Here is a 19240-nt window from a genome sequence, read left to right on the forward strand (position 1 = left end):
CAATATCAAAGTTTGATATAAAACATCTGTTTTGATAAATATTTTGTATGAATCTAAATCGTCGCAGCGTCGATAGAGGTCAATTTAAGAAAACCATAACCCCCTATTTTTCATAAGATGATATAGACCATGGAAAGAAAAGAAAGAAACATATGGAAACTAAACAATCTTCCCCCCCTGGAATACTGTTCAATATCTCGCGCTAAAAAACTATTGAATTGTGAAATAGAAGATCTGCTTCATTGGCATGATATTGGCGCGATAAGCCTGTGCATAAAAGTAGGTAAAACTAACGGAACATTAAAAGGTGCGTTCCAACATGACCAGAGCAGTAATAATCTCTATTTTCTTAACGCCCCCAATATTGATGAGTTGAGCATAAGCGAAAGATCGTGGTCACGGCATTCAAAAATTAACAAAATTTTTAAATTTAATGATAGTGAAGCAAATCAGGAAGCCCAATATGGTATACCTGTTACCCAGCTAAAACTCCGGGTTTCCGTCTCTGGCTTATGGTACTGCCACACGAGAAATTTGATGGAGATCTTAGAAACACCTGAAGACATTATTACTGAGCAGAGGATAAGCATCATATCACCGGCCACCAATGTCCTCTTCTGCCACTTCATACCCGACGAGGATGAGAGGCCAACCATCACGCTGAGTAAGCTTTACATCACGAGTCAGGCGATTGAGAAAATTTATGAACATACCATCAGCAGTCGCCCTCTCGAACTTTCTGAAAAAACCTTACATTTATCTGAGGAGCAAGATATAGCGACGCCCTCAACGATTATGCAAAATAAGTTGCTCATTGAATTTATCAATCACATCATTCAATCCAATCCCCATTTTGGCGATAACATGCTTAACGCGACTGAAAACAAAAAAAGTAAAATATTTAATAGAGCTATGGATAAACTCAGGTCTGAAGGCGTGGTTTCCAGCTACGGCAGCATTAATCTTCCGGCGTCAGAATATACGTTCGAATAATACTTCTTTAATTTAATTAAATCAGAATGAATCATTACAACGCCATAGGTACAGGGCGCGCAATGCAGTAGCAAATGTGAAATGCATTTCAATATGAATTCAGAGATGAATCTGGCTTCATAATAAAATCGTTCTCTATAAACGCTCCTGATGTATATGAAATACTTTATATACAGCGAATCAACGTAACGTTAAATCTCTCTCAGTCGATTCGTTAAATCCCTGTCCTGCGCTCAATATTGACGCAGCCTGATGTGCCATTAGTATAAACTCTCGGGTCGCGGCGCTTTGCCAGGCCCCCTTTCGCTGTATCAAACACGCGGTTCTTTCCAGTAATGATGGCGCGAGTTCGATCGCGGTTAAATCGTCACGCCCCTGAACAATGGCAGCAGGAAGCAAGGTTGCCAACGACGTGCGTTCAACCACGGTCAGCACTGCGCTAATCGAGTTGGCCTCCATCTGCACTTTCGGTTGAATACCGCGCTGTCGGCAGTCGCGATCGATTTGCTCGCGAGTAGCAAAAGCGCTGCTTAGCAGAATCAGTGACGCCTGATTGAGCGCCGTCAGCGCCACACGGCGGGTCGCCGCCAGAGGATGAGAGCGGCCAACCACCAGCGCCAGGGTTTCAGAGAGCAGCGGCTGAGACACAATATCCCGTGAATCGCTACCGTCGAAAGCGATCCCGATATCCAGCTCATCATTGAGCAGCAGAGTCTCCATTCGATTCTGCGCCAGCTCTTGTATATCCAGCGTTATATTCGGGTAACGTTGATAAAACGAAGCCACCAGCGGCCCCATAAAATAATGGGTAAAGGTTGGCATCATCGCTACACGTAGGGTACCGCGCTGCAAATCTTCAACGTCATGGAGCGCGCGCTGCCCCTCGGCCAGTTCCCGTAAAGCCCGGCGCGCATAAATTAACCAGACCTTGCCGGCGTCCGTCAGGCAAGTGTTGCGCCCGCTGCGATCAAAAAGCCGTACTCCCAGCGTCTCTTCCAGCTGTCGAATCTGCTGCGACAAAGCCGGCTGTGAAACATGCAGGATGGCTGCCGCTCGCGTAAAGCCGCCGTGTTCAGCAACGGCAATGAAGTAGTTGAGGTGTCGCGGCAGCATGAATTCATCCATAAGAAATTCAAATGAACTCAATCATAATTAAGTATTTTAACTTATGAAATAAGTTACGTACTCTGCTCGCGATTCTTTACCAAACGCCACAGGAGATCGGCATGAGTTGCCTCAATACCTTCCCCACAGCGAAACAAACGCCGGCTACTCAACGATGAACCTGACGCAACGTAATGGCACGATGCTGCTGGTGCTGGTGCTTATCGGTATCAATATGCGTCCGCTGCTGACCTCCGTTGGACCGCTCCTTCCGCAGATCCAGCAGGCAAGCGGCATGAGCTTCACGCTTGCCTCTCTGCTCACCGCGCTACCGGTGATCGCCATGGGTCTGCTGGCGCTAGCCGGCGGCTGGATTAACCGTCATTTCAGCGAGCGTCAAAGTATCTCCCTCAGCCTGTTAACGATCGTCGCCGGGGCTTTACTTCGCGAACTGGCGCCGCAGAGCGCGCTATTACTCAGCAGCGCGCTCCTTGGCGGAATCGGCATTGGTATTATTCAGGCGCTCATTCCCGCGGTGATAAAGCGTCTTTTTCATCGTCGGACGCCGCAGGTGATGGGGCTCTGGTCCGCGGCGCTGATGGGCGGCGGCGGCCTGGGCGCCGCATTCACGCCGTGGCTGGCGCAGCATAGCGCTATCTGGTATCACGCGCTTGCGTGGTGGGCGTTACCCGCCGCCGCCGCGCTCCTCTGCTGGTGGCCGCTAAGCCGAACGTTACCCGCCCGGACGCCATCAACAACCCGGGTCACGCTTTTTCGCCATCGTCGCGCGTGGACGCTTAGCCTCTATTTTGGTTTGATCAACGGCGGCTATGCCAGCCTGATTGCCTGGCTGCCGCCTTACTATATGCAGTCGGGCTACAGCGCGCAGTTCAGCGGTACCCTGCTGGCGTTAATGACCATCGGCCAGACCGGCGGAGCGCTCCTGCTGCCCATCCTGGCCAGACATGAGGATCGACGAACGCTTCTGATGCTGGCATTGGCCTTACAGCTTGTCGGCTTCTGCGGTTTTATCTGGCTACCGCAGCAGGTACCGCTTGTCTGGGCCATCTGCTGCGGTATTGGGCTTGGCGGCGCATTTCCGCTGTGTCTGGTCCTGGCGCTCGATCACGCCAGGCACCCCGCCATTGCGGGCCGACTGGTCGCGTTTATGCAGGGAGTAGGCTTTATTGTCGCCGGGCTTTCCCCCTGGCTGTCGGGACTGCTGCGGAGTTTAAGCGGCAATTACCAGCTCGACTGGATGCTTCACGCCGCCTGCGTCCTGGCCTTAATGGCCTTAACGCTGCGTTTCGCTCCCGCACGCTACCCGCAAGAGTGGCAACATCAGGATTCAGCCGCTCGCTAAACCCGTTATCTCCTCATGCGGGATAGTTAACTCCTCCCGCATTCAGGCAAAAAAAAGCACAAAATCAAATAACTATATCAGTACAAAAACTGTTGTTAATGACCGTCGCCAGAATGAAATTTAATACCGAATGAAATTAATGTGTCGCCGAATCACGACACTCGTAAGTAACTAAAAATTAATAAAAAAATGGCTCTTGTTTCCCTCATTTTTTAGGCGTACATTAGCGCCATCTGGAGCCGTTTACGCTCAGAATTTACAGCTACCGCCCGCTGAAAAAGCGTCGTTTTCGTGAGCGATAGCTGAGCAGGCAATGAAGAGCAAATTCATTTAAGGCGTCTCGCCGAGAGCGCGGAGTGATGAGTCGTGAAATATTTCTTAATGGGCATTTCTTTTATGGTCATCGTTTGGGCCGGTACTTTCGCCCTGATGATCTAGCTTTAACGGTGTTAAAAAAAGGAGCCTCTCGGCTCCTTTTTTTATTCGTGGCTTTCGCTGGTTAACTTAGCCGATGCGGGAAGCAGCCCGTCAGCACGGAACATCGATTTAATGCCGCGCACCGCCTGGCGGATACGATCGCGGTTCTCAATTAACGCGAAGCGTACATGGGTATCGCCATAGTCTCCAAAGCCAATGCCCGGAGAAACGCAGACTTTTGCATCCTGCAGCAGCTTTTTAGCAAACTCCAGTGAGCCCATCGCCGCATACTGCTCTGGGATCTTCGCCCAGACATACATTGACGCCTTCGGACATTCCACCATCCATCCGGCCTCATGCAACCCTTTCACCAGCACATCGCGACGACGTTTATACTGCTCGGCAATATCGCGAACGCACTGCTGATCGCCTTCAAGCGCGGCAATCGCCGCAACCTGTAGAGGGGTGAAAGTGCCGTAATCGTGATAGCTTTTAATACGCGCCAGCGCATTAACCAACGTTTTGTTACCGACCATAAAGCCGATACGCCAGCCCGCCATATTATAGCTTTTAGAGAGCGTAAAGAATTCGACGGCGACATCGCGCGCGCCGGGGACCTGCATGATAGAGGGCGCTTTCCAGCCATCGTAAACAATATCGGCATAGGCCAGATCGTGCACCACCAGCACGTCATAACGCTTCGCCAGCGCCACGACTTTCTCAAAGAACTCCAGTTCGACGCACTGTGCGGTCGGGTTGGAGGGGAAACCGAGGATCATCATTTTCGGCTTCGGGTAACTCTCACGAATCGCGCGCTCAAGCTCGTTGAAGAAATCCACGCCTTCGACCAGAGGTACCGAACGTACCTGGGCTCCGGCAATCACCGCACCGTAAATATGGATGGGATAGCTGGGATTTGGCACCAGTACGGTATCGCCATGGTCGAGCGTCGCCAGCATCAGATGCGCCAGCCCCTCTTTTGAACCAATGGTGACTATCGCTTCTGATTCCGGATCGATCTCAACGTTATAGCGCTCTTGATACCAACGAGAAATCGCCCGGCGCAGGCGCGGAATGCCGCGGGAAGTAGAATAGCCGTGGGTATCGGGACGCTGGGCAACGGTGCAGAGTTTCTCAACGATATGCGGCGGAGTGGCGCCATCGGGGTTACCCATGCTGAAATCAATAATATCTTCGCCGCGGCGCCGCGCAGCCATTTTTAGTTCAGCAGTGATATTAAAAACGTAAGGGGGGAGACGATCGATACGCGTAAAACGGCGTTCAGGACTGAATTCAGCCATAGATTCCTCGGATTAACGTTAGCGCCCGGACCGTCCGAGCGACGCTGCTGCATGTGCAGCACGTTTAGAAAATAACCCGAAAATTTTCCTGCTGTCGAGAGGGGCAGAGAAAAATAATTTCTGGCGATAAAAACGGGCATCAGTACGACTAAATACGGCAGCAACGTTCTTTCCTCTCCTCACCTACTCCATCAAAATTAACATGCTGATATCTTTAATTTTACTTAAATGCTTGCTCATCCGTAGACGCTATTGAATCGCGGGTGTTTGTTATTAATCCCCTTTTATTTGTAAGACTTTTCCCTATTCATGCCTTCAGCTGGCCTTCTGCCGCGAGGTTTTCTATCATGTTGCTTTCTCGCGATTAACACGGCGCACACATGCACGAAATATTTACTATGCTGCTGGCGGTTTTTGACCGCGCGGCATTAATGCTGATTTGTCTCTTTTTCCTCATTCGCCTGCGCCTGTTTCGTGAACTTCTGCATAAATCCGCGCACACCCCTAAAGAATTGCTGGCCGTTACCGCGATCTTCTCTCTCTTTGCCCTCTTTAGCACCTGGTCAGGCGTACCGGTCGAGGGATCGCTGGTCAACGTGCGTATTATCGCGGTCATGTCCGGCGGGATCCTGTTCGGCCCGTGGGTTGGGGCAATTGTCGGCGCGATCGCCGGCGTACATCGCTACCTGATTGATATTGATGGCGTCACCGCCGTTCCCTGCTTTATTACCAGCATTGTCGCCGGTCTGCTCTCTGGTTTTATTGGTCGTAAAGTGCCGAAAGCCCAGCGCTGGAAAGCGGGGATCCTCGCCGGGATGCTATGCGAAACCTTAACCATGATTCTCGTGATCGTGTGGGCGCCTTCATTCGCGCTGGGGATAGACATCGTGTCTAAGATTGGTATTCCGATGATCCTTGGCAGCGTATGTATCGGCTTTATCGTTTTGCTGGTGCAGAGCGTTGAGGGGGAAAAGGAAGCCAGCGCCGCCCGTCAGGCAAAACTGGCGCTCGACATCGCCAACAAAACGCTCCCGCTATTTCGCCACGTCAACAGCGAGTCCCTGCGTCAGGTATGCGACATTATCCGCCGCGATATCAGTGCCGATGCCGTCGCGATTACCAATACCCAACACGTGATGGCCTACGTCGGCGTCGGGGAAATCAACTACCGCGATAACGATGACTTTATCAGCCCGACGACGCAACAGGCGATCCGCTATGGAAAAATCATTATTAAAAACAATGATGAGGCTCATCGGACGCCGGAAATACACTCTATGCTGGTCATTCCGCTGTGGGAAAAAGGCGTCGTCACCGGTACGCTAAAAATCTATTACTGCCACGCGCACCGCATCACCTCCTCATTGCAGGAAATGGCGGTAGGCCTGTCGCAAATCATCTCTACGCAGCTGGAGGTTTCCCGCGCTGAACAGCTGCGTGAAATGGCCAATAAAGCCGAGCTGCGGGCGCTGCAAAGCAAAATCAATCCCCATTTCTTATTTAATGCGCTGAACGCCATTTCATCGTCGATTCGCATGAATCCGGACACCGCGCGTCAGTTAATTTTTAATTTGTCGCGCTATTTACGCTACAACATTGAATTAAAAGATGATGAACAGATAGATATCAAAAGGGAGCTGTATCAAATCAAGGATTACATCGCGATTGAACAGGCTCGCTTCGGCGACAAGCTGACGGTGATTTATGATATTGATGATGAAGTCAGCTTTATGATCCCCAGCCTGCTAATTCAGCCGCTGGTGGAGAATGCTATCGTCCACGGGATTCAGCCCTGCAAAGGAAAAGGCGTGGTGACCATTGGCATCAATGAGTGCGGGAATCGGGTACGAATTAGCGTTCGCGATACGGGGAACGGTATCGACCCTGCGGTGGTAGCGAGGGTAGAGGCTGACGAAATGCCGGGAAATAAAATCGGTTTACTCAATGTTCATCACCGGGTCAAGCTACTGTACGGGGAAGGACTGCATATCCGACGCCTGACGCCGGGGACCGAAATTGCCTTCTATGTGCCAACCCAACACGCGCCCCAGGTGGCTACGGAGTCGCTGCTGTCATGAGCGGAGATAAAATGAAGGTCATCATTGTGGAAGATGAGTTCCTCGCGCAGCAAGAGCTCACCTGGTTGATTAACACCCATAGCGAAATGGAGATTGTTGGCACCTTTGACGACGGTCTGGATGTGCTGAAGTTTTTACAGCACAACAAAGTCGACGCCATTTTTCTCGATATCAATATTCCATCTCTGGATGGCGTACTGCTGGCGCAAAACATCAGCCAGTTCGCGCATAAGCCCTTTATCGTTTTTATTACCGCGTGGAAAGAGCATGCGGTGGAAGCCTTTGAGCTGGAGGCGTTTGATTATATTCTCAAGCCCTACCAGGAATCGCGCATTATCAACATGCTGCAAAAGCTGACCGGCGCCTGGCAGCAACAGCAGCAGGTCAGCGCCGGTAGCGGGGCAGCGGCCAATCCAGCCAGGGAAAACGACACGATTAATCTGGTTAAAGATGAACGAATTATCGTCACCAGCATCCACGATATTTACTACGCGGAAGCGCATGAAAAGATGACGTTCGTTTATACCCGCAAGGAGTCCTTCGTGATGCCGATGAATATCACGGAGTTCTGCAACAAGCTACCGACGGCGCACTTTTTCCGCTGTCACCGCTCGTACTGCGTCAACCTGAGCAAAATTCGCGAAATCGAACCCTGGTTCAACAACACCTATATTCTGCGGCTACGCGACCTTGAGTTTCAGGTTCCGGTAAGCCGCAGCAAGGTGAAAGAGTTTCGCCAGCTCATGCATCTGTAGAGGATTTACCCGAATAATCATTTTATTCGGGTAAGAGACGGGGCTTACAGAATCTGTCCCAGAGTCTGACGCAGGTGCGCGCCGGAGCCCAGCAGTCCCGGATTGTCGTGGACAATCAGATAGACCGGAATATCCTGGACGAAGGCTTTAAATCGGCCTTTATCTTCAAAACCGCCGCGAAAGCCGGAGGCTTTGAAGAATTCAAGGAAGCGCGGCACGATACCGCCAGCAATATACACGCCGCCAAAGGTGCCGAGGGTCAGCGCCAGGTTACCGCCAAATCGGCCCATAATGACGCAAAACAGCGACAGCGCGCGGCGGCAATCGATGCAGGTATCGGCCAGCGCGCGTTCGGTCACATCTTTAGGCTGCAGATTTTCCGGTAGACGCCCGTCAGACTTCACGATCGCATGGTAAAGATTGACCAACCCCGGTCCAGATAAGACGCGTTCAGCGGAGACGTGCCCCAGCTCGCTGCGCAGCTCTTCGAGAATAATGCCTTCCTCTTCGCTATTAGGGGCGAAATCCACATGGCCGCCCTCACCCGGCAGGCTCACCCAGCGCTTATCAACGTGTACCAGATGAGCAACGCCCAGCCCGGTACCGGCGCCGTAGACGGCAATCGGCTTGCCTTCCACCGGTTCCGCGCCGCCAAACTGAATCAGATGTTCAGCTTTTAGCATGGGGATCGCCATCGATACCGCGGTAAAATCGTTAATGATTTCCAGATGCGAGAAACCCAGGTTCTTTTTCATCTCAGCGATAGAAAATGCCCAGGTGTGGTTGGTCATCGCCACCCAGTCGCCGGTAATCGGACAGGCGATGGCAATACAGCCGTCTTCTACCTGGACGTTATGCTCTTCCAGATAGACCTGAACAACGGCTTCAAGACTGGGATAATCGAGCCCGGAATAGGTCTTAGCACGGGAGATCTCCCCGCTTGCCAGATCGCATAACGCCAGACGAGCATTCGTTCCGCCAACGTCCCCTACTAAAGCAAATTTTGTCATTCCGTTACGGCTCCGCTAAAGTCAAAATGATTCTTTGGCACACTCTAAATTCATGACGTCCTAACAACAACGACCAACGCATAAGCGCCCTTTGTTTAGCGACCTACGTCACAGTTAGGCTGTAATTTATGAAATTATTGTGCGGCCGATCGTCAGGCCAGCTCTTTACTTTATCGTTTCAGCACCATTTGCGCCAACGACCTTAACGCCCCCGGGCAAAGTAGTGCGTCGAAACCTTCAGAAGGATATTTTCATGCTGCACCCGCGCGCCAGGACGATGCTGTTGTTATCGATACCCGCAATCGTGATTGGTATTGCTGCCAGCCTGGTCTTGATTGTGGCGATGAAAACGGCAGCCATGCTGCAGAATATTCTCTGGAGTAGCCTGCCTGGATTGCTGGGCATGAACGCCAGCGGCCCTTTCTGGACGATAGCTATCCTCACCGGCACCGGCATCGCCGTGGGTCTGGTCGTGCGTTTTAGTCCTGGTCACGCCGGACCCGATCCGGCCACCGAGTCACTCATTGGCGCACCGGTGAGTCCCGGCGCTCTGCCCGGCCTGCTCGCTGCGCTAATCGTCGGCCTGGCGGGCGGCGTTAGCCTCGGGCCGGAGCATCCTATCATGGTGATTAATATCGCCCTCACTGTGGCGCTTGGCTCCCGCCTTTTCCCGCGAGTCAGCGCGCTGGACTGGACGATCCTGGCGTCCTCCGGCACTATCGGGGCGCTATTTGGCACACCTGTTGCCGCGGCGCTGATCTTTTCGCAAACGCTGAACAGCAGTAACGATGTCCCGCTTTGGGACCGACTCTTCGCCCCCTTACTTGCCGCGGCGGCGGGTTCTCTGACCACCGGGCTGTTTTTCCACCCCAACTTTTCGTTACCTATTGCGCACTACGAGCGGTGGCAGCTTGTCGATATCTTTAGCGGGGCTATCGTGACGCTGATTGCTATTGCCGTCGGCATGGTTGGCGTTTGGTGCTTACCGCGCCTACACGCGCTGATGCAGCGGCTGAAAAATCCGATCTTAACCCTCGGTATTGGCGGATTTTTATTGGGGATCCTGGGCGTCGTCGGCGGGCATATCACGCTGTTTAAAGGCCTGGATGAAATGCAGCAATTAGCCTTCAGCCAGACGTTAACCGCCAGCGATTACATGCTTATTGCTTTGGTGAAGCTGGCGGCGCTGGTGCTGGCGGCCGCCTGCGGTTTTCGCGGCGGTCGAATTTTTCCGGCGGTGTTCGTCGGCGTCGCGCTAGGCCTGATGCTTCACGCGCACGTGGATGCCGTGCCGGCAGCCATCACCGTTTCCTGCGCCATCCTCGGACTGACGCTGGTAGTGACGCGTGATGGCTGGTTGAGCCTGTTTATGGCAGCGGTCGTGGTGCCCGATTCCACGCTGCTTCCGCTGCTGTGTATCGTCATGCTTCCGGCCTGGCTGCTGCTGGCCGGTAAACCCTTGATGATTGCCAGGAAGCGTGGAGATTAAACCCGGCTGTTTCTCTCTTCCAGCGCCTGAGTGACCGTGCGCAGAAAGTCGGGAATATCCATTTTTGGCAGCATCACCTCCACCAGCGTCAGCCTGTCTGAGACGACGCTGCTATTCATCGCTTCCTGCAGTTCGTGGGTGCGCGTCACTCGCCAGCATCGGGAAGGGACATCCGGCGCAAAAGCGTCAGGCAGGCGATTCCAGTCCCAGAGCGCAATATCGTTATAGCGCTGCTCGGGGCCGTGAATCGCGCGCTCGACCGTATAGCCTTCGTTATTGAGTAACAGGATCAGCGGGCGCTGCTTGTCTCTGAGCATCGACCCCAGCTCCTGAATAGTTAACTGAGCAGCGCCATCGCCAACAATCAGCACCACCCTTCTGTCCGCTGCCGCGATTTGCGCCCCGTAGGCTGCCGGAAGGGTAAAGCCTATCGATCCCCATAGCGGCTGGACAATCAGCGTTGCGTCAGCGGGCAGCTTAAGCGCGGCGGCGCCAAAAGCGGCCGTCCCCTGATCGGCAAGGATAATATCTCCCGGGCGCAGCTGTTTCTGCACCGTACTCCAGAAGTTTTTCTGCGTCAGGCTCCCCTCTGGCGCGCCGCTGACGCCCGGCGCCTGAACATTTGGCGCATGCCATTCTGCCGCCAGGCTGGCAGAGAGTTCGATCAAGACATCCAGCGCCTTTTCCATCGGTACCCGGCTAAACCAGCGATCGCCAACCCGAACGGCGAAGGGCTGGACCTCTATCGTTTTTTCCTGCGGAAGGTGTTGGGTGAAACCGGCGGTAATGGTATCGGTAAAACGCGTGCCGACGCAGATAATGGTATCCGCGCTTTCAATGGCATCGCGGGTATCCTCTGCGCTGGCTATCCCGCTATAAGTCCCGACGAACCCAGGCTGCTGCTCATCAAAAAGCCCTTTGCCCATCAGCATCGTGGCGTAAGCAACCGGCACCTTCGCCACCCACTCTCGCAGAGCGTTTTGTAGTCCATAGCGCTGGGCGAGGAAATCCGCCAGCAGCGATACGCGACGGCTGCTTCTGAGCATCCGCTCGGCGTGCTCGCGGAACCCGGCCAGCTGGTTCTCGTCGGCGGGCAGCGTGTGAATAAGCAAGCGGTGAGCTGGCGGGGTGGCCTTTGCTTTGGCCACATCGGCCGGCAGCATGAGATAACCAGGGCGATGCTGGGTCAGCATTTCACTCAGTACCCGGTCTATTTCATGGCAGGCATTTCCCGCCGCCAGCACCGCCTGAGAGCAGGTAATATGTTCACTCATACGCGAAAAGTGGCTGAAATCACCGTCGCCAAGCGTATGGTGCAGCAGCTCGCCGCGCTGCTGTGCGCCGGTACAGGGAGCGCCGACGATATGCAGGACCGGTACATGCTCAGCGTAGCTCCCGGCAACGCCGTTGAGCGCGCTCAGTTCACCGACGCCATAGGTGGTCAACAGCGCGCCCGCGCCCTTAATGCGCGCATAGCCATCGGCGGCATAGGCGGCGTTTAGCTCGTTAGCACAGCCTACCCACCCTAAGCTCTGCTGCGCGATAACGCTGTCGAGAAACTGTAAATTGTAATCACCCGGTACGCCAAACAAGCGGTCTATGCCGCAATCTACGAGACGATCCAGCAGATAATCGCCAATGGTATAAGTCGGTTGCATATCCTTACTCTCCTCTCGTGCAGGTAAGTTGAGTATTGAATAAGCAGGTGCGCTGTCCAGATTGCGCTCAACAATGGCGGTGGAAAGCAAAATTTACGCCTTCAGGGTGTGTACTCCGCGGCAAACATTCTTTAGTGTAAACGTATACACAACCCTGTTTTATCTGCGGAGGAAGTATGGTTTACCAGGCAAACGCCACGCGATATCAAACGATGGAGTACCGCCGCTGCGGTCATAGCGGACTAAAGCTACCGGCGATTTCTCTTGGGCTTTGGCACAATTTTGGCGACGAAACGCGGGTGGAAACCAGCCGCCAGCTTCTGCGTCACGCATTTGATCTCGGCATGACTCATTTTGATTTAGCCAACAACTATGGGCCACCGCCGGGTTCGGCGGAGAGTCATTTTGGCCGCATCCTGAAAGAGGATTTTTTGCCCTATCGCGATGAACTGATTATCTCCAGTAAAGCCGGTTACACCATGTGGGACGGCCCCTATGGCGACTGGGGATCGCGCAAGTACCTGATTGCCAGCCTCGACCAGAGCCTTAAGCGAATGGGTCTCGACTATGTCGACATCTTCTACCATCACCGCCCCGATCCCGAAACGCCGCTGCGGGAAACCATGAGCGCGCTGGACCACATCGTCCGCCAGGGGAAAGCGCTCTACGTCGGATTATCGAATTATCCGCTCGAACAGGCCCGGGAAGCCGTCAATATCCTTAACGATCTCGGCACGCCGTGTCTGATTCATCAGCCCAAATATTCGATGTTTGAACGCTGGGTCGAGGAGGGATTACTCGATTTCCTACAGAGCGCGGGGGTGGGAAGTATAGCGTTTTCACCGCTTGCGGGCGGCCAGCTCACCAACCGTTACCTGCACGGTATCCCGGCGGACTCCCGCGCCGCCAGCGGCAGCCGGTTCCTGCAACCGGAGCAGCTTACTGAAAGCAAGCTGGAAAAGATTAGTCAGTTGAATACGCTGGCCGAATCCCGCGGACAGAAGCTCTCACAGATGGCGCTGGCCTGGGTACTGCGCGATGAGAAAGTGACGTCGGTACTGATTGGCGCCAGTAAAACTTCGCAGCTCGACGATGCGGTTGGCATGCTGGAAAACCGCCATTTCAGCGCCGAAGAACGGGCCACCATTGACGCGATCCTTGCGGTGTAAATTCATTGTTACTTTAGCAAAAAGTGCTCTCACTTGCGATTTAGGAGTTCCTCCGATGCGGCGGGGCTTTACCGCCCCGTAATATCAGGTTAACAGGCCGACAACGGCCCCGATCGTGAAGGAGAAGAGTATGTTCAGGTCACTGATTTTGGCTGCAGTGCTTCTGGCTTCAGCGCCATTGGTCGCTAACGCTGGTGAAATCACCCTGTTGCCATCAATAAAATTACAAATTGGCGATCGCGACAATTACGGTAACTACTGGGACGGTGGCGGCTGGCGCGACCGTGATTACTGGCGTCGACACTATGAGTGGCGCGATAACCGCTGGCGCCGTCACGACAACGGCTGGCATCGCGGCTGGGATAAAGGTAAAGCCTACGAACGCGGCTATCGCGAAGGCTGGAAAGATCGCGATGACCGACGCGGCGGCTGGGGGCGTGGGCCAGGCGGCGGACGCGGACATGGCCACGGGCATCATTAATCGCAAAAGGGAGCCATTCGGCTCCCTTTTTCATCGTCACGCTTAACTGAATATCGTTCCAATAATCAGCCAGCCGTTAAGCAGCACAACGACCGCAACTATCCCCCACCCCAGCAGTTTTACCCACCGGGAATTGACCAGGTCGCCCATTAACCGGGAATCGCTGGTGAATATCAGCAGCGGCACCAGCGCGAGGGCGATACCAAAGCTCAGCAATACCTGGCTCATCACCAGAATACGCGTGGGATCCAGCCCCATTAAAATGACGATAAACGACGGCAGCATGGTGATCGCCCGGCGAAACCACAGCGGGATATGAAAGCGGATAAAGCCCTGCATTACCACCTGCCCTGCCAGGGTTCCCACAACCGTGGAGGATAAACCCGCCGCTATCAGGCTCAGACCAAAGATGGTAGCTGCCGCGTGGCTCAGTAAGGGCTCCAGCGTCAGATAGGCCTGATCGAGGTCGGCAATCCCGGTGTGGCCGTTAAAGTGGAAGGCGGCGGCGGCGGTCGCCATCATGGCCAGGTTAACAAAACCCGCGATGGTCATGGCAATGGCGACATCCCAGCGCGTGGCGTTATAGCGCTCTTTGCGCGTCCCCCCGTGCAGGTGCTGAGTGAGCGATGAGTGTAAGTAGATAACATGCGGCATGATGGTCGCCCCCAATACCCCGGCGGCAAGAAACACCGCTTCGCTGGTCGGCAGTGAAGGCACGATCATCCCTTTCGCCAGGGGTGCCAGCGCGGGCTGGGAGAAGATAAGCTCAACGACATACGCTGCGGCGACAAACAGCAGCAGCCCGCCTATCACTTTTTCCAGCGGCTTTTGACCGCGACGCTGCAGCATCAGAATCAGGAAGGTCGCAATTCCGGTCAATACAGCGCCCTGAAGCAATGACACGCCGAGCACCAGCTTAAATCCGATAGCCGCGCCAATAAACTCGGCAAGATCGGTCGCCATAGCGATAATTTCGGCCTGCACCCAGTAGAACCACACCACAGGACGCGGGTAGTGGTCGCGAATTTGCTCCGCCAGATTTTTACCGGTGGCGATGCCCAGCTTCGCCGACATCACCTGAATCAGCATCGCCATCAGGTTAGCCCATACCACCACCCACAGCAGCTGGTAGCCAAAGCTGGCGCCGGCCTGAATGTTGGTGGCGAAGTTACCCGGATCGATATAGCCAATGGCAGCAATGAACGCCGGCCCCATCAGGGCGAGCTTAATCTTGCGCGCTGCGCGACCGCTGCTATTCTCAACGCGACTGTTGGTCATTTTCTGCCTCTGGAAATATAGCCTTTGCTATGTTTTATGCTATCAAAATGCGAATGATTATCAAGTTCATTTGGAGCGATGATAATGATTGCTGTGATAGGAGAGAACGATAGCGGGTTGGCAACGGAAAACCGGGGAACTGATAAACGCTTTTAATTAATCACCAGAATAGTACAACCGAGCAACTTTTAAAACCTTTACGTAACATAACAAAAATGCATGGTTGATCACTATTTTTGCCATTAGTCACATATCCTTGCAATAGTGTGTGCTGGCTCTCGTTTTCTTTGCGCTTGTTACATAGAATGTGCACAGAAATTTAACCTGCCTCATATTTGGAGCAAATATGGACCGCGTCCTGCACTTTATTCTCGCGATCGTAGTGGTGGCCATTCTGGCCCTGTTGGTTAGCCACAACCGTAAGCAGATTCGTATTCGTTATGTCATTCAGCTGCTTGTCATTGAAGTGCTGCTGGCCTGGTTCTTCCTGAACTCTGACATTGGTCTGGGTTTTGTGAAGGGCTTCTCCGAGATGTTTGAAAAACTTCTCGGTTTCGCCAACGAAGGGACAAACTTCGTCTTCGGCAACATGAACGACAAAGGCCTGGCGTTCTTCTTCCTGAAGGTTTTGTGCCCGATCGTCTTTATTTCTGCGCTGATCGGTATTTTGCAGCATATTCGTATTCTGCCTATCGTCATTCGCGCGATTGGTACCGTGCTGTCCAAAATCAACGGCATGGGCAAGCTGGAATCCTTTAACGCTGTCAGCTCGCTGATTCTGGGCCAGTCCGAAAACTTCATCGCCTATAAAGATATTCTTGGCAAGATGTCCCGCAACCGCATGTACACCATGGCGGCGACCGCGATGTCTACGGTATCCATGTCTATCGTGGGCGCGTACATGACCATGCTGCAGCCGAAATATGTAGTTGCGGCGCTGGTACTGAACATGTTCAGCACCTTTATCGTGCTGTCGCTGATTAACCCGTATCGCGTTGACGAAAGCGAAGAAAATCTGCAGATGTCTAACCTGCATGAAGGACAGAGCTTCTTCGAGATGCTGGGTGAATACATCCTGGCAGGCTTTAAAGTGGCGATTATCGTGGCCGCCATGCTGATTGGTTTTATCGCGCTGATTTCCGCGCTGAACGCCCTGTTCGCCACCGTCACCGGCTGGTTCGGCTATAGCATCTCCTTCCAGGGGATCCTCGGCTATATCTTTTATCCGGTTGCGTGGGTGATGGGCGTACCGGCAGGTGAAGCGCTGCAGGTAGGAAGTATTATGGCCACCAAGCTGGTTTCTAACGAATTCGTCGCCATGATGGATCTGCAGAAAGTTGCCGCCACGCTCTCTCCGCGTGCGGAAGGCATCATCTCTATCTTCCTGGTCTCCTTCGCCAACTTCTCTTCTATCGGTATCATCGCCGGCGCGATTAAAGGCCTGAACGAAGAGCAAGGTAACGTGGTTTCCCGCTTCGGCCTGAAGCTGGTGTACGGTTCTACGCTGGTGAGCGTGCTCTCTGCGTCTATCGCCGCGCTGGTACTGTAATTCGTCAGCGGTATCGCGAAAGCCGGGCAAGTCCCGGCTTTTTCATGCCCGCAGTTCGCTCAACGGCAGCGGCTTACCCACCAGATACCCCTGGAGATAATCGACGCCTAACTCGAGAAGCTTTTCCCGCTGCTCCGGCGTTTCAACGTATTCTGCCACCACTTTCATCTTCTTAACCTTAGCCATTTCAATAATGGATTTGACCATAATGGCGTCCAGCGGATCGGTCTCGATATCACGCACGAAGCAGCCGTCAATTTTCAGGATATCGGCCCGCAGGCTTTTCAGACGCTCGTAGTTAGCGTAGCCGGTACCAAAGTCATCAATCGCTATACCGCAACCGAAATCTCGCAGCAGCTGGATGTTATGCATGCTGGTCTCGACATCGGAAAACGCCTGCTCTTCGGTAACTTCAATCGTTATCGCCTCCGCCGACAGGTTATAGCGTTTAAACAGCGCGATGATTTGCGCCGCGCTATCCTTTTGCATCAGCGTATAGGGCAGAAGGTTGACGGAGAAATGCTGACCCTGATGGTGATTGAGCGAACTAAACAGCGTTTCCAGCACCTGCATATCAAAACGCTGGCTCAGGTTAAACTGCGCAATCAGCGGGATAAACCGATCGGGCGTAATGATGGTATTGCCGCAGCGCATACGACTCAGTATCTCGTAATACCCCTCTCCGGAGGCGTCCCGGATAGGCTGGGCGTACAGCACCAGCCCACGTTCGTTAAGCGCCTGCTTAATCTTCGCCAGTAGCCGTACCTGTTCGCTCGTTTGATCGGAAATCTGCTCTTGCGCCGCGTCCAGCGGTAATACGCGCCGCGCCGCGCCGGCCTGCTCCGATAACCAGCTAAGCTGACCAAGCATCGGGTGAAGCTCAGATTCTATGCCGCGGTAGCCGCCCCACGATGCGCCAAATTCCAGATCTAACGCCTGGTTATTCCAGCTAAATTTTTTATGGTTAAGCGTGGAAACAATATGACTTAACCGCGCCTCTGGCTCCGGCCCCTTCAGTACCAGCAGTAGCTCGCTGCCGGGGAGCTGAAATATTCGTTCGCCGGGAGCTAATAGCGGCTGTAGCTTCCGGGCTATCTGCCGTTTGCTCTCCACTCTCATCATCATGCCATAATGGCGGCTCAGGAAGTCCAGATTCTGAATGCGCAGGCTGCTGATGGCCACAGCAGGATTCCGCTGCAGGTGACTCTCCAGCGCGCGCAGATTCGGTAAACCGGTTAGCGGATCTTCTTCCGCCTGATCCCGCCATCTGAACTTCATTCTTTCACTGCGAGCATAGATATCCGCCATATAAAACAGGCAGATAGTGAAACAAATGAGTACCGAAAGAACAAACGACAGTGAATATTCAGTTTGTACGCCGTGTAAAAAATTCTGGTTATACGCCACGAGTAAAAAGGCTGAAACGGACCATGAAATGCGAATCAGCGTATGCCCCAGGCGGCTAATACCAATGAAGTATAAAATGAAAATAAGCGGGACTAAATAACCGGCAATAAAAACAGAATCATAAGGCGTACACAGCACCAGTAATATTGCCGCCAGGGCCACAAACCAATACAACGTAAATACCCGCTGCTCGCCCGCTCGCCATGAGTGGCAAAGATTGCGCCAGAATGCTCGTGCATAACGTGGACTGATAATCATCCGCAACGGATAATAAAAGAATGTCGTGAAAATTAATGCGGCGCTAATCAGGCTTTGTATATCGATAATAGTGTAAATAACCGACATACTGCCGAAATAGCTGGATATTGCCAACGGAAAAGCAAAAAAACGCCCCGCCAGATACATGGTGACCTTCAAAAGGAGCGGTGCAAAAAAGCCGCCCCAAAAAATCCTCGCGCCCATATGTTTTGCCGTCAGCCCAGCGCGCCAGCGCCTTCCAAGCTGAAAGCGAACAATCGCGCAGGACAGGAAAACCGAGAAGAGCTGGCAAAATAGCAGGATCAGCGCCTGGGTTAGCGTCAGATCGATTATCCAGGCATTAGTGATCGCAAACGCGATAATCAATGGCGCAACGGCGTAGCGGCCAAAAATAAAAAGTACGGAATACATTAAGCTCAGCGGTAGCCATGCCAGATAAATTTGATTTCCGTCAATAATGGTTTGTGGGGAAATAAATCGGGACAGCGGAATTGCGATAAAGCAGACCAGGAGCGCCAGCAGAGTTTTTTTGATCTTAATGTTAAGATGATCAATCATTATTGTTAATTAAAACTCCGGCTGCAATAAATATATTCAGGCAACAGATATTATGTTGCTTAATAAAGGCAGGCAAGATTTTAAATAGTGAAAAAATCTGAAATTACTTAACGCAGAGGTTTGCTGACTTATTCAGAGAATGCTTTACATTTCCTCCGCCAGACAAACAAAAAACCCCCGCCGTAGCGAGGGTTCCGAATTTGGTGGAGCTAAGCGGGATCGAACCGCTGACCTCTTGCATGCCATGCAAGCGCTCTCCCAGCTGAGCTATAGCCCCACAGGACCTCTTTACGAACCAAACCTGATGGGTGCAGGTGTTGGTGGAGCTAAGCGGGATCGAACCGCTGACCTCTTGCATGCCATGCAAGCGCT

At 53.1% G+C, this 19240-nt stretch carries 15 protein-coding genes and 1 tRNA gene; 9 read left to right on the forward strand and 7 right to left on the reverse strand.

Annotated elements, in window-relative coordinates:
* Positions 1–129 precede the first annotated feature (129 nt).
* Positions 130–993, forward strand: coding sequence for a hypothetical protein (locus ABLU88_RS05450; protein ID WP_025106650.1), 864 nt, complete (start codon positions 130–132; stop codon positions 991–993).
* Between the two features lie 180 nt (positions 994–1173).
* Here the strand turns inward: ABLU88_RS05450 and cynR are convergent, their stop codons facing one another.
* Complete coding sequence (cynR, locus tag ABLU88_RS05455) at positions 1174–2106, reverse strand: transcriptional regulator CynR (protein WP_025106649.1); 933 nt, start codon at positions 2104–2106, stop codon at positions 1174–1176.
* A 166-nt stretch (positions 2107–2272) separates the two neighbouring features.
* On the opposite strand from cynR, the gene ABLU88_RS05460 reads away from it, so the two are divergent.
* Both ABLU88_RS05460 and ypdK read left to right on the forward strand, forming a co-directional pair.
* Positions 2273–3460: a cyanate transporter gene (locus ABLU88_RS05460; RefSeq protein ID WP_025106648.1), complete on the forward strand. Its 1188-nt coding sequence runs from the start codon at positions 2273–2275 to the stop codon at positions 3458–3460.
* A gap of 366 nt (positions 3461–3826) precedes the next feature.
* On the forward strand, positions 3827–3898 hold the full coding sequence (gene ypdK, locus ABLU88_RS05465; protein ID WP_077777854.1) for a membrane protein YpdK: 72 nt from the start codon (positions 3827–3829) through the stop codon (positions 3896–3898).
* 41 nt (positions 3899–3939) lie between these two features.
* Here the strand turns inward: ypdK and alaC are convergent, their stop codons facing one another.
* Complete coding sequence (gene alaC, locus ABLU88_RS05470) at positions 3940–5178, reverse strand: alanine transaminase (RefSeq protein ID WP_009654875.1); 1239 nt, start codon at positions 5176–5178, stop codon at positions 3940–3942.
* Between the two features lie 398 nt (positions 5179–5576).
* Here alaC and ABLU88_RS05475 point away from each other — a divergent pair, with 398 nt between their 5' ends.
* Both ABLU88_RS05475 and ABLU88_RS05480 read left to right on the forward strand, forming a co-directional pair.
* Entirely contained in the window at positions 5577–7256 is a 1680-nt protein-coding gene (locus ABLU88_RS05475) for a sensor histidine kinase (RefSeq protein WP_161506375.1), read from the forward strand.
* 11 nt (positions 7257–7267) lie between these two features.
* Positions 7268–8011: a LytTR family DNA-binding domain-containing protein gene (locus tag ABLU88_RS05480; protein ID WP_014230298.1), complete on the forward strand. Its 744-nt coding sequence runs from the start codon at positions 7268–7270 to the stop codon at positions 8009–8011.
* Positions 8012–8055: 44 nt separating this feature from the next.
* On the opposite strand, the gene glk is transcribed toward ABLU88_RS05480, so the two are convergent.
* Entirely contained in the window at positions 8056–9021 is a 966-nt protein-coding gene (gene glk / locus ABLU88_RS05485; RefSeq protein WP_004852938.1) for a glucokinase, read from the reverse strand.
* A 253-nt stretch (positions 9022–9274) separates the two neighbouring features.
* Here glk and ABLU88_RS05490 point away from each other — a divergent pair, with 253 nt between their 5' ends.
* On the forward strand, positions 9275–10510 hold the full coding sequence (locus tag ABLU88_RS05490; RefSeq protein WP_014230299.1) for an ion channel protein: 1236 nt from the start codon (positions 9275–9277) through the stop codon (positions 10508–10510).
* Here ABLU88_RS05490 and ABLU88_RS05495 read toward each other — a convergent pair.
* The gene (locus tag ABLU88_RS05495; RefSeq protein ID WP_348836204.1) at positions 10507–12168 is read right to left on the reverse strand and encodes a thiamine pyrophosphate-binding protein; all 1662 of its coding nucleotides are present in this window, start codon (positions 12166–12168) and stop codon (positions 10507–10509) included. The two genes, ABLU88_RS05490 and ABLU88_RS05495, sit on opposite strands and share 4 nt — an antisense overlap.
* 176 nt (positions 12169–12344) lie before the next feature.
* Here ABLU88_RS05495 and mgrA point away from each other — a divergent pair, with 176 nt between their 5' ends.
* Both mgrA and ABLU88_RS05505 read left to right on the forward strand, forming a co-directional pair.
* Complete coding sequence (mgrA, locus tag ABLU88_RS05500) at positions 12345–13337, forward strand: L-glyceraldehyde 3-phosphate reductase (protein WP_049082531.1); 993 nt, start codon at positions 12345–12347, stop codon at positions 13335–13337.
* Between the two features lie 130 nt (positions 13338–13467).
* The gene (locus ABLU88_RS05505) at positions 13468–13818 is read left to right on the forward strand and encodes a DUF2502 domain-containing protein (protein ID WP_014230302.1); all 351 of its coding nucleotides are present in this window, start codon (positions 13468–13470) and stop codon (positions 13816–13818) included.
* Between the two features lie 42 nt (positions 13819–13860).
* Here ABLU88_RS05505 and ABLU88_RS05510 read toward each other — a convergent pair whose 3' ends face one another.
* Complete coding sequence (locus tag ABLU88_RS05510) at positions 13861–15096, reverse strand: Nramp family divalent metal transporter (RefSeq protein WP_025106644.1); 1236 nt, start codon at positions 15094–15096, stop codon at positions 13861–13863.
* A gap of 346 nt (positions 15097–15442) precedes the next feature.
* On the opposite strand from ABLU88_RS05510, the gene ABLU88_RS05515 reads away from it, so the two are divergent.
* Positions 15443–16645 (forward strand): NupC/NupG family nucleoside CNT transporter, encoded by a 1203-nt coding sequence (locus ABLU88_RS05515; protein ID WP_004104312.1) that lies wholly within the window; start codon positions 15443–15445, stop codon positions 16643–16645.
* A gap of 42 nt (positions 16646–16687) precedes the next feature.
* On the opposite strand, the gene ABLU88_RS05520 is transcribed toward ABLU88_RS05515, so the two are convergent.
* Together ABLU88_RS05520 and ABLU88_RS05525 are read right to left on the reverse strand one after the other, a co-directional pair.
* The gene (locus ABLU88_RS05520; RefSeq protein ID WP_047723147.1) at positions 16688–18868 is read right to left on the reverse strand and encodes an EAL domain-containing protein; all 2181 of its coding nucleotides are present in this window, start codon (positions 18866–18868) and stop codon (positions 16688–16690) included.
* A 201-nt stretch (positions 18869–19069) separates the two neighbouring features.
* Positions 19070–19145 (reverse strand) — tRNA-Ala (locus tag ABLU88_RS05525).
* Between the last annotated feature and the right edge of the window lie 95 nt (positions 19146–19240).

Origin of the sequence: Klebsiella sp. GW_Kp182 (assembly GCF_040062275.1) — a bacterium.
In the GTDB taxonomy this organism is placed as follows: domain Bacteria; phylum Pseudomonadota; class Gammaproteobacteria; order Enterobacterales; family Enterobacteriaceae; genus Klebsiella; species Klebsiella michiganensis.